Below are 10,907 nucleotides of genomic sequence, written 5' to 3' on the forward strand. Positions count from 1 at the left end.
ATCCATCTGGCATGGGAGTGCCTGATACTCTCACGCGTTTTGCAGGTCTGATTCGGGCTCGAACATCCGCTGGCAGCGCTCGAAATGCTGCGGCGGTGTTTCGCCTGGCAGCGCTGACCATGCAACGTCGGCAGCGCACTGGGGATCGAGCCGCAGACGGAACATGCACTCCCGTTGTTCGGGGGTGTTCCATTGCCAGGCGTCGAGCAGGTCGATCTGCTCTTCCAGCCACTCGCTGACGTTGCGGGTATCGCTCAACTGCGTGACCGCCTCGAGGTGGTAGACCAGCAACCAGCGTTTGAGGTTGTCCCGCAGGATGCTGCGTGAACGTTCGGCGGGTTCAGGCGTACGCAACCAGGGTGCCGGATTAGCCACGGGGTAGGTGCCCGGCCGAGGGTTGTCGGTGCTTTTCCATTCCGGGTCGGCCCAGTACAGCACGCTGCTGAAGGGGCCGAGCAGCAACGGGATTTCCGCCGCTGTCAGGCTGGCCAGGCATCGGGCAATGACGCGGTTGTCCTGGAAGCGGAACAGCGAGCGGTCACCGTCTTCGTCGATCACCATGCGTGCTTGCCAATGCTGGGTTACGGCGTCGAGATCGGCCTTGTCCATGCTGGCGATCCAGCCCCAGTGCCGCTGCGGATCGTCGAGCAGGGCCCTGAAGGCATGGGCGTCAGGGTCGTGCAGTTCGCTCAGCCAGGGGCTGATGGCGCAAAAGTCGGCATAGACGGTGCGCCGGTAGAGCTGGACCGAGCGCTGCATCAACTCGGCGCTGTACAGGCTGGTGACCGGGTTGGGCTCGGCGAGGCTGTCGAGTACCAGCACCAGGGTGCGGTTCAATTGCGCTTGTTGGTCGAACCAGTCGTTGAGAAGGTCACTCATGCCGTCGCCCCCAGGTCGCACTTGCCTTCACGGCAGGCTTCGCAGATCGGGCAGCGGATGTCGCCGGCCGCCCGGGCCTTCTTCGCCAGGACCATTTGCACGGCAGCAGGGACGAGCAGGGCGCCGGGCTTGTCCTTGGCGGCGGCCCACGGGATCAGCGGGTCGAGGATCTGAATGCCGCTGCCGGCACCCGGCGCGCCGCCGGAGTTGACCTTGACCGTGGCGCCGCTGATGGTCACGCCACCGGCGTCGACCTTGACGAAACTGCCGCCAGCCATGGCCGTCAGTTCCATGCCACCTTCGACGACGACTTTTTCGCCGGCGTGATAGTGGATTTCCTGACCGGCTTCGACGAACTGCGCTGTGCCGATGTTCACGTGCCGGGTCACGCCGACGGTCAGGTGATCATTGGCGCGGGTTTCGGTGATGCGGTTTGCGTGGGTGATGCGGTGTTCTTCAGCCTTGAATTCGCTGAACGCATTGTTCTCGACCGTGTCGTGACGCTCGTTGCCGACGCGGATTTTCTGATCGTGCTCGATGTTTTCATCCCAGTCGCGCTGGGCGTGCAGGTAAATCTGTTCGGCGCCTTTCTTGTCTTCGATGCGGAACTCGTTGTAGCCCTTGCCACCCGGTGAACTGAGGGTCTTGAACAGGCTACGGGTCTTGTTCGCCGGCAGCTCGTAAGGGACAACGTTTTCCTTGTGGAACAGGCAGCCGGTCACCAGCGGCTGGTCGGGGTCGCCTTCAAGGAAGGTCACGAGCACTTCCATGCCGATGCGCGGGATGGCGATGCCGCCGTAGGCACTGCCGGCCCAACCACTGGCCACACGCAACCAGCAACTGGTGTTGTCATCGGCCTGGCCGTCGCGGTCCCAGTGAAACTGCACCTTGATCCGACCGTACGGGTCGCAATGGATTTCTTCGCCCTTGGGGCCGGTGACGACAGCAGTCTGGCTGCCCAGCACCTTCGGTTTCGGGTGTTCGAGGGCCGGGCGGAAATGTGCAGCCCACGGCGTGGCAAGGAAGCGGTTGCGATAGCCCTGGTGAAAGTCATCCTTGTTCTGGGTGACGTCACTGGTGACCAGTTCGCCGAGTACCTGCGGCTGCTTGCCTTCGTGGATGACTTCCAGCAGCAGCCACAGGTCGTTCCATTCCGCGCGCGGGTGTTCGTTCAACGCCAGGAAATGGCCGCTGACCAGGGTCGGCTCGTCGCTTTTTCCTTCGGCCAGTTGGTAGTCGCTGCGATGGCGTTCCAACGCGCGGGTTGCCAGTTGCTTGCCGCGTTCGCGGTCGGTGAAGCGGCCGGGGTAGTCGTAGTCTTCCAGGTCTGGCAGGAACTCGCTTTTGGCCGCACTTTCGGGAAGGATGCGCGGTTTTTCGAAATCGTAATCGCGACGGCTGACACGGCTGGTGCGGGTTTCCAGGCGCAGGTTGAAGCGCTTGATAACCGGTCTTTCCGCCGCCATGCCGGAGTCTTGCTGGTAGGCCACAGGCGCGAGTTTGCGGAACACTGTCTGGTCGTCGCCGAACACCAGAGTGTGGCCGCTGCTGCTGTGCTGGAAGTGGAAGTGAATGCCTTCTTCTTCACACAGGCGCTGGATGAAATGCAGGTCGGACTCGTCGTATTGCACGCAGTAGACGCGTTCGGGGTAAACGGCGCCGAGCTGGAAGCTGTAGGCGTTGGCCAATATGCCGCGCGCCTCAAGGACCTGGGCGATGATCTTGGGCACGGTCAGGTGCTGGAAAATCTGCTGGTCATGGTTGTGACGCAGGTAATTGAGCTGGGGCGTGAGGCTGATGCTGTAGCGGGTCAGGCTTTTACCCGAGTCACCTTGGGCGATGCGGTAGACCAGGCCGTGGATGACGCCTTTGCCGGTCGCGCCGAACGTCAGGCAGGCCGGTTTGTGCAACAACTCTTCGAGTTTCAGGTCAGGGCGGGCGCTGACCAGTTCAATGTCAAAGCAGAACGGCTGATTAAGGGCTTCGCGACCAACGAAACTGAGAACCTGAAGGTCCGCAGAAACGCCTTCGAGGGTGAGCGTGATATGGGTTGCGTTAGCATCCAGCATGCCTTTAATTCCGTCCTTTGAAAAAGCTGGGCCCGATGGTGCAGGATTAAACCGACAGGTTCAAGGCGCAAATGCCGTATGCACGGGCCTTGGCAGGTATAGGGAAAACCCCTAGAGACGCACGAGAGGCTTTCAAAACGGCGGGCTCGGGAGCAAACGCGGCGCTGCATTCATGGATTACCCGGCGAGCCGATACCGAGAATGGGCAGTCATGTTCAGACTAAAGTCGCCTGTGGCACATAAAAGCCTTGTGCCATCATTGTGGATCACCCCTGAATGAACCTGTCATCCCGGCGAGCGGTATTCGTCGGATGAGTGCTTTTTGTGTGGGCTGTTTGCCCCGCGGTAAAGATTCACTGTTGGAGCTTTTTTAATGCGTCCCCCGTTTTCCCTCTCCACACCGCGCCTGTCCCTGGCGATCGGTGCTGTTGTTCTGTGCGCAAGCGTTGCCGGCCAGGTTCAGGCCAGCGGTTTTATCGAAGACAGCACCGCCAAAATTGAATCGCGCACGGTGTACTTCAACCGGGACTTTCGTGACGGCCATACCGCTAACGATCAAGGCGCGTCCAAGCGTGAAGAGTCGGCCCAAGGTTTTATTTTCAACCTGCAGTCGGGTTACACCGAAGGCACCGTGGGCTTTGGTATTGATGCGCTGGGCATGCTCGGGCTGAAACTCGACTCCAGCGCTGGCAGCAGCAACAGTGGCTTGTTGCCGTCCAGCGGCCAGAACCCGCGCGGGTCGAAAGATCAGTACGCCAAGCTGGGCTTGACAGCCAAGGCCCGGGTTTCGCAAAGCGTCCTGAAATACGGTGCGCTGCTGCCGGACTTGCCGTTGCTCAAGTACAACGACGGCCGTTTGCTGCCGACCATGTTCAACGGCGCACTGCTGACGTCCAAAGAGTTCAAGGACCTGACGTTCACAGCCGCTCGCTTGGATAAATACACCGCCCGGGATTCCACCGATTCCCAGGACATCCGCGTGCACTGCAAGAACAAGCGTTACGCCTGCAATGTCACGGCCGATCACTTCGACACGTATGGCCTGGACTACAAGGTCAACGAGCGCCTGACTGCGCAGTATCACTACGCGGAACTGGAAGACATCTACCGTCAGCACTTCATTGGCTTGCTGGGCAACCAGCCGTTGGGTGACGGCGTGTTGAAGGCTGACCTGCGACTGCTCAAAAGTGCCGACAGCGGCGCTGCGCGCGCAGGCTCCATCGACAACCGCGCGCTGAGCGGCATGCTCGCTTACGCCATCAGCGGCCACACCTTCAGTGCCGGTTGGCAGCGCATGACCGGCGATAACTCGATGCCGTACCTCGATGGCAGCAATCCGTACCTGGTCAACTACGTGCAGGTCAACGACTTCGCCGCCGCGCAGGAACGCTCCTGGCAACTGCGTTACGACTACGACTTCAAGGCCATCGGCCTCAACGGCCTGAGCTTCCTGACCCGTTACGTGAACGGCGATCACATTAAAGTGCCGGGCAGCGACCAGGAAGGCCGGGAATGGGAACGCGACAGCGAACTCAAGTACGTGGTGCAAAGCGGCACCTTCAAGGACGTCAGCCTGCGCCTGCGCAACGCGACCTATCGCACCAACTATGAGAAGTTCGCCCGCGACGTGGATGAAACCCGGCTGATCGTGAGTTACAACTTTTCGGTGTTGTGACCGGAAGGTTTGCGGTGTGAGGTAGACCGCTTTCGCGAGCAGGCTCCGAGTTCTCGAACACAAAATCTGTGCTCACTGAAGCTCTACTGTGGGAGCTTGCTCCGGGCGGCGATCCGACGATGGGGCCCTGAAACTCAGCGCATCTCCAGCTGATGCCGATACGGCAAGTCCGGCCCGGTCTTGCTGCACGTCAACGCCGCCGCGGCGATGGCGAATTTGAGCATCGCGTCGATCTGTTCGCGGTTCAGTTGCTTCAAGCCCTCGACCGAGTCCAGCTGTCGCTCGGTCAGCCAGGCAATCAGCGCCGCCTGGAAGGTATCGCCGGCACCGACGGTGTCGGCGATCACCGTCAGGCTCGCCGGGGTTGACCAACTGCCGTGGCGACGACTGAACACCGTCGCCCCTTGGCCGCCTCGGGTCAGGAACACTAACTGGCAGCGATGCTCCAGCCAGCCTTCGATCACGCTGTGCGGGTCGCCATCGGGGTACAACAGGCTCAAGTCTTCGTCGCTGACCTTGATCAGGTCCGCATGTTTGACCAGTTCCGCGATGCGTGAACGCCACAACTCGATATTCGGTTCAGGATTGAGCCGTACGTTCGGGTCGAGGCTGACCAGGCGTTTGCCGCTTTCCCGGCGCACCAAGGCCAGCAACGTGTCGGCAATCGGCTGCACCACCAGCGAAAACGAGCCAATGTGCAGACCGCGCACCTCGTCGTTCAACTCGGGTAAATGTGCCAATTGCAATTGCCGGTCGGCGCAGCCTTCGCCCCGGAAACTGTAGTGGGGCGAACCGTTGGCGCCCAGCGCGACCATCGCCAGCGTCGTCGGCGCATCGAAGTCCAGCACGTAGTCGGTGCGCACACCTTCCTCGCACAATACCTGCTGCAAGCGTCGGCCCAGATAATCCGTGGACAGCCCGGCGAACAACGCCGCGTTCACTCCCAATCGGCGCAAGCCGACGGCTACGTTGAACGGCGAACCGCCCGCGATTGCCTTGAAATTGACCTTTGAAGCCTGACCGCCGACTTCGTTCTCGCTGAAGCAATCGAACAGCGCTTCACCACACACCAGATACATAGTTATTCACTCTTCAATCACCGATAAACACCTTGCCGGAGCTGGCGACAATCAGGTGCAGTTCGTATTCCTTGTGGAAATGCCAGCGCACCAGCGGGCAGAGGAAGCCATGCTGACGGTAGATGATGGACAACCCGTTATGGTCGCCCATCAGTTCATAGGAAGGGTCGGAGACTCTGCTCGCTCGGGTCATTTCTGGGCACTTTTATTGTTATTGCGCCCTGATCATGCCTCTTTCACGTTGCGCAGTACCAGCCCTTGCGCGGCTGTTCATCAGCTTCGGATGTAGGCGCCTTTCATGCTGCTGCCGATCCAGCAGTACCGAACAATCTCGGACTCATCGATGAAGTCGGTGTTGATGATGCTGCACCGTGTAATCCAGTCGCGGGACGAGTGAAACCAGTCGTTGATATGGTGTTTTATGTCAACAGGACCGCCCAGAAAGGTAAAACTCGTCGCCGACAAAGACCACAGGCCCGGTGTGGTGTGGGTAGAGTCCAGGGTGCGGGATATGTGGGTTTTAAGATCTTCGGCATCGGTGAACGTCTGACCGCTCCATTTGTGTGGAATCGTGTAGCCAAAAAAAATGTCGTTGAGCACGCGCAAGGCCGGAGCCCTCAACACTATTCTTTGCAGGCTGCTGATACGTTTCAACTCTGCGATGGGCTTGCCGGTATTGGCGGTTGGAATGATTCTGGAGCCAAGCCTGCCGACAAGAAGATCGTTGAAGGCTGTGTAGTTGAAGGGCTTGTCACCGTCACCCAACTGGTGAAAATCCAGAATGATGAACTCGGTTGAATGTTGGGCGAGAAAGCTCAACACAGCATCGATCAGTTCTTCCAGTACCCGGTGAGATTCGTGGCCATTGTGATGGAAGTAGAAAATGCCCTGGTCCCAACCGCGTTTGTAGCCCAGGCGAATATCAAATACCCGTGCGCCATGGGATAGCTGCCAGGAAAAAGAGTCGTTCTGGCAGGTGGTCCAGTTACCGGTGGCCACATCGTAGTTGGGGGCCTTCTTGTCCATGCCACAGTTGTGCGCGCTGGGCCAGATAATGTCGGTGAGTTTCATGGCATCAACATTGAGCACTTCCCCCATCCAACCCTGTTTGTTGATGTGTCCTGTCGTTGTTTGCGTCATGGTGACTCCCTGTGTTTTTAACGCCCCTTGTCATCCGTGACGGGGACAGTCGAAAAATTTCGTGATTAACGTATCTGAAAGAGTATTGGCATTCCTCGAATTATCAAGTTATTGAAATATCTGCATATAGATGGCCAATACATGGCATCGAATATTCTTAACGTCATGGAAATATGTACGGGGGCTTTGGTGCTTATGAACGCAGGGCTTGATGCTCGGCGACGCGATCAGTGGCTATCGCGCAGTACGTCACGATCTCGCTCTCATCAAAAAAATCGACATTGATAATACTCGCGTACTCAATAAGTCCGCCGCCGGGAAAGAACCAATCGTTAAGTTCTTTTGTCAGTTTGGTTGGACCTTTGAGCACGGTGTAGCTCGTGACGGATAACGACCACGGCCCATAGGCTGGAGGGCGCTTCAGTACATTCCCGATATGCTGGCTGATATCAGCGGTATTAACGATGGCCTGACCTGCCCACTCATGGCGTATGCCGGCCCAGAAATAACGTTCATCAAGGTCTGGGTGATAAGAGGCGGCAGCGATCACGCGGCGTTGCTTGTTGGCTTTCAGTTGTTGCACGGTCCATCGCTGGTTTTTCCAAGGGATCAGCCTGGGCTCTAATCCTGATAGCAATTGTTGGCTGAAACCTTTGTAGTCGAAGTTGACGTCTCCAGTTCCTTCGAGTTGGTGGAGGTCAAGAATAATGAATTCATCAGGGTTTTCATTCAGAAAAGTATTTACCGCTGAGACAAGTTCATCCAGGGAGCGACCCAGAACGTGTCCATGGAAGGTCCTGAAGCCTGATCGGGTATTGACAAACCTGAGGTCCAGAGCCCTGGCACCGTTTCTCAATTGCCAGAGGAAATCCTGATTCTGACACAAGACCCAGTTTGATATTACGGAGTCGTAGAGAGGTTGGGAAAGCCCCCAGTCCATCCCTGAATTATGAGCGCCTGGCCAGATGATTTGATCGATGGTCAATGTGTTGATGCCGGGGGAAGAACTCATCCAGTTACGGGTGGCGCGATAATTAGTATTAGTCATGCTTATAAAAGTCCAGATTATAAATGGGTGGGTGAAACACTCGCCTTGCAGTACGGCGAGTGTCAGGTATTTATAATAAGAAACAGTGAGCTGGGCAATGGGTGGACATACCGAGAAAGAGTTATTCTCGGTGCCGTGAAGTTGGCGCGTTGTTTTTATGCTGTTAAGGGTGCCTCGGCGTTAGCGGTTTTTCGCTTCAATCCACTGAGCCATGTATTGAGTGCTTTTATGATGATGGTGACGCAACATGCTTCCCGTAAAATTATCGCGACGTAGTTGCTTGATGTTCAAACGGCAACTATTGAGTCGGTCGACCAGTGCCGGGCCATGAACGTTTCTCTGATAATGACTGGTCAATAGGTGTGTGCCGGCATGCTGAGCCTGTTCCCAGCGGGTCTTGTCTGAGTAAAGTTCAACAGCGGCGTGTGCCATGGCGCTGGCCGACGTGGCTATCGCTCCCGGCCAAGGCAGGCCGCCGTGCATGCCTTCGGCACCTACAGGCGTGGTCACGTTTGGCGTTCCGCAGAGCATTGCGTCGAAGAGTTTGCCTTTGATGCCCGCGCCAAAACGCAAGGGCGCCAGGCAGATCCGTGCGCCCGACATCACTTGCAGCGCGTCTTCGGCCCAGTTCATGACGTGAAAGCCTTGCGCCGCGTTGTGCAGCGCGGTGGCCTTGGGCGGCGTGTACGCGCCGTAGATGTGCAGTTGCGCCGCAGGGAGCTGCTGACGAATGAGTGGCCAGACTGTGGTTTTCATCCAGAGCACGGCATCCCAGTTCGGCGCATGGCGAAAGTTGCCGATACTGAGAAAGTGCGCACGCTCTTCAAAGGGCACGAACTTGCCTGGCACGGCGTCAAGCATCAGCGGGCACCAGTGCAGCAGGGTGCGTGGCAGTTTGAACTGTTCAACCAACAACTCTATTTCGACTTCGGAAATCATCAGGTTCAGGTCGCAGCGATACAGCGCGGCAATCTCCCGCTTGGCCAGGTCGGTGTCGGCCATGTGCTCGAACTCTTCACGCAATGCCGGGGCAAAGAGTGCGCTGAAATCGTCCGGGTCATTGTTGGCTTTCAAATGATCCCTGAGCCGCTGATGGCGGGCATGTCGCAGGCTTTGCAGGTCAGAGGTTTCCAGTACCCGCAGGGCATCAGGGCAATGTTTTTCGACGCGCCAACCGAATTGTTCCTCCATCATGAACTGATCGAACAGCACGATATCGGGAGCCAGCTCACTGATGAATGCATCGAAGCTGCTGTTGTTGAGCTCGATGGCGCACTCGCGAATACCCATCGAAACCAGGTCAGCCTTGTGTTCGCCGATGCCGGCCGGGCTGCTGAAGGTGATGTCCCAACCTTGCTGCAAAAACGTCTCGAGAATCTGCATCACATGCCCGCTGGCAGCAGAAGAGCACGGCTCGGGCCAGACGTAACCAATGACCAGGACTTTGGTTGCAGGCTGACTCATAAAACGATTCCTTGGAGGCGGGCGGGCAAGAGGGGCACGAAAAGGGCGCAATTAAACCACAGAGACGATGCGACCTGCCGGCTGGAGGCCGTATTGGCTGGAAGTTTGCGCGGTCTTGCGTTAGCGTCTGGGCGCTGATTCAAGGACTAACGGAATGACTGAACCCACCACCCTGCAGGTAAAAGTAGCGTCGCAGATTCTTGCGGCGATCCAGTCCGGCGAACTGGCGCCCGGCAGTCACCTCAAGGAGGTGGAACTGGCCGAGCGTTTTGGCGTTTCCCGTTCGCCGATTCGGGGCGCGTTGATCTACCTGGCGACCAAAGAACTGGTCGGTCGATTGCCCCATCAAGGCTTTTGCGTGCTGGAGGCTGCGCTCAGTGTCGGTCTGGACAAAGTCAGCCTGCCGGTAGGTGAGGATGAAGAACTGTATCAGCGCTTGATTGACGACCGTTTGGCGCAGGCCTTGCCCGATCAGGTCATGGAAAGTGATCTGCTGCGGCGTTACGGGGCCAGTAAGGCTGTGCTGCGCCGCTGTTTGCTACGTTTGTCCGATGAAGGTGTGATGCAGCGCAAACATGGGCATGGCTGGATGTTCCTGCCCACCTTGAGTTCAGCCGAAAAGCGCTTCGAAAGTTACCGCTTTCGCATGTTGCTGGAGCCGGCCGGGTTACTGGAACCGACGTTCAAACTGCCCCGAGAGCGGTTGCAGCGTTGTCGCGAAAAACAGCAGGCCTTACTCGAAGGCACTCCCGACAGCTTGAGTTTTTTCGAAGCCAATGCGGAGTTTCATGAGTTGCTGGCGCTGGCGTCCGGCAATTCGTTCATTTTGCAGACCGTGCAGCAACAGAACCGCCTGCGGCGCCTGACCGAGTTCCACACCGTGTCGAACCTGGAACGGGTCAAAACGTCGTGTCGCGAACACTTGCAGATCATTGATGCGCTGGAGCAGGGCGACCGGGAATGGGCGTCGAACTTGCTTTATCAGCACCTGAAGCTGGCGAGCACCCTGAATGAAGTGCGCAAGAAAAGCTGATTCAGGACTGTGCCAGGCCAAGCATGTCGCGAATCTTGTCGCGCAGTTGATCGATAGAGAACGGCTTGCCGATCACCGACATCCCTTCAGGCACCTCGATATTTTCGGCATAGCCGCTGGCAAACAGGATCGGCAAGCTTGCGCGAACCTGGCGTGCCTGGTCGGCCAGCTCCCGACCGGTCATGTCAGGTAGGCCGTAATCGGTAATCAACAGGTCAAGGGGGTGTTCACTGTTGATGATCACCAGCGCCGCTTCACCGCTGTCGGCTTCCAGCACCTTGAATGCCAGTTCCTCCAGGACGTCGACGATCAACATACGCACGATGGCATCATCTTCGACGACAAGGAGTGTGGGGACGGTGACGGGCATAGTGAAGTCTCTCGAAGAATAGAAGTGGCACACGCAGGTCGATCAAAAATGCCGGCCTCTTGCATGAGTAAGCGGCGACTCATGACAAGTTCCGGCGCTTGTACAAAAAAAGAATAGCTGTACAAGTCGACAAGAGTACCCGCTCTGCTT

The 10,907-nt window shown here is 57.7% G+C and carries 9 protein-coding genes and 1 pseudogene; 2 read left to right on the forward strand and 8 right to left on the reverse strand.

The window, feature by feature from the left end; translation table 11 throughout:
• Positions 1-30 precede the first annotated feature (30 nt).
• Both AABM54_RS12905 and AABM54_RS12910 read right to left on the reverse strand, forming a co-directional pair.
• Complete coding sequence (locus tag AABM54_RS12905; RefSeq protein WP_347906027.1) at positions 31-879, reverse strand: DUF4123 domain-containing protein; 849 nt, start codon at positions 877-879, stop codon at positions 31-33.
• Positions 876-2,948, reverse strand: coding sequence for a type VI secretion system tip protein VgrG (locus tag AABM54_RS12910; protein WP_347906028.1), 2,073 nt, complete (start codon positions 2,946-2,948; stop codon positions 876-878). Before AABM54_RS12910 ends, AABM54_RS12905 begins: the two co-directional genes overlap by 4 nt.
• Positions 2,949-3,321: 373 nt before the next feature.
• Between AABM54_RS12910 and AABM54_RS12915 the strand changes: the two genes are divergently transcribed.
• On the forward strand, positions 3,322-4,623 hold the full coding sequence (locus tag AABM54_RS12915) for an OprD family porin (RefSeq protein WP_347906029.1): 1,302 nt from the start codon (positions 3,322-3,324) through the stop codon (positions 4,621-4,623).
• 134 nt (positions 4,624-4,757) lie between these two features.
• On the opposite strand, the gene AABM54_RS12920 is transcribed toward AABM54_RS12915, so the two are convergent.
• The 5 genes and pseudogenes from AABM54_RS12920 to AABM54_RS12940 all read right to left on the reverse strand — a co-directional run bounded on the left by AABM54_RS12920 (position 4,758) and on the right by AABM54_RS12940 (position 9,354).
• On the reverse strand, positions 4,758-5,702 hold the full coding sequence (locus AABM54_RS12920) for a carbohydrate kinase (RefSeq protein ID WP_347906030.1): 945 nt from the start codon (positions 5,700-5,702) through the stop codon (positions 4,758-4,760).
• Positions 5,703-5,718: 16 nt separating this feature from the next.
• Positions 5,719-5,895 (reverse strand): annotated as a pseudogene (locus tag AABM54_RS12925) (AraC family transcriptional regulator); the annotation flags it as partial.
• A gap of 80 nt (positions 5,896-5,975) precedes the next feature.
• A complete protein-coding gene (locus tag AABM54_RS12930; RefSeq protein WP_347906031.1) occupies positions 5,976-6,842 on the reverse strand; it encodes a phospholipase in 867 nt (288 codons plus the stop codon).
• A 193-nt stretch (positions 6,843-7,035) separates the two neighbouring features.
• Positions 7,036-7,890, reverse strand: coding sequence for a phospholipase (locus AABM54_RS12935; RefSeq protein ID WP_347906032.1), 855 nt, complete (start codon positions 7,888-7,890; stop codon positions 7,036-7,038).
• Between the two features lie 180 nt (positions 7,891-8,070).
• The gene (locus AABM54_RS12940; RefSeq protein ID WP_347906033.1) at positions 8,071-9,354 is read right to left on the reverse strand and encodes a glycosyltransferase; all 1,284 of its coding nucleotides are present in this window, start codon (positions 9,352-9,354) and stop codon (positions 8,071-8,073) included.
• A 154-nt stretch (positions 9,355-9,508) separates the two neighbouring features.
• On the opposite strand from AABM54_RS12940, the gene AABM54_RS12945 reads away from it, so the two are divergent.
• On the forward strand, positions 9,509-10,387 hold the full coding sequence (locus AABM54_RS12945; RefSeq protein ID WP_347906034.1) for a GntR family transcriptional regulator: 879 nt from the start codon (positions 9,509-9,511) through the stop codon (positions 10,385-10,387).
• 1 nt (position 10,388) lies between these two features.
• Here the strand turns inward: AABM54_RS12945 and AABM54_RS12950 are convergent, their stop codons facing one another.
• Positions 10,389-10,757 carry a response regulator gene (locus AABM54_RS12950; protein ID WP_347906035.1) on the reverse strand — a complete coding sequence of 123 codons (369 nt, stop codon included), beginning with the start codon at positions 10,755-10,757 and terminating at the stop codon, positions 10,389-10,391.
• Positions 10,758-10,907 lie beyond the last annotated feature (150 nt).

This window comes from Pseudomonas purpurea, from assembly GCF_039908635.1.
Taxonomy (GTDB): domain Bacteria; phylum Pseudomonadota; class Gammaproteobacteria; order Pseudomonadales; family Pseudomonadaceae; genus Aquipseudomonas; species Aquipseudomonas purpurea.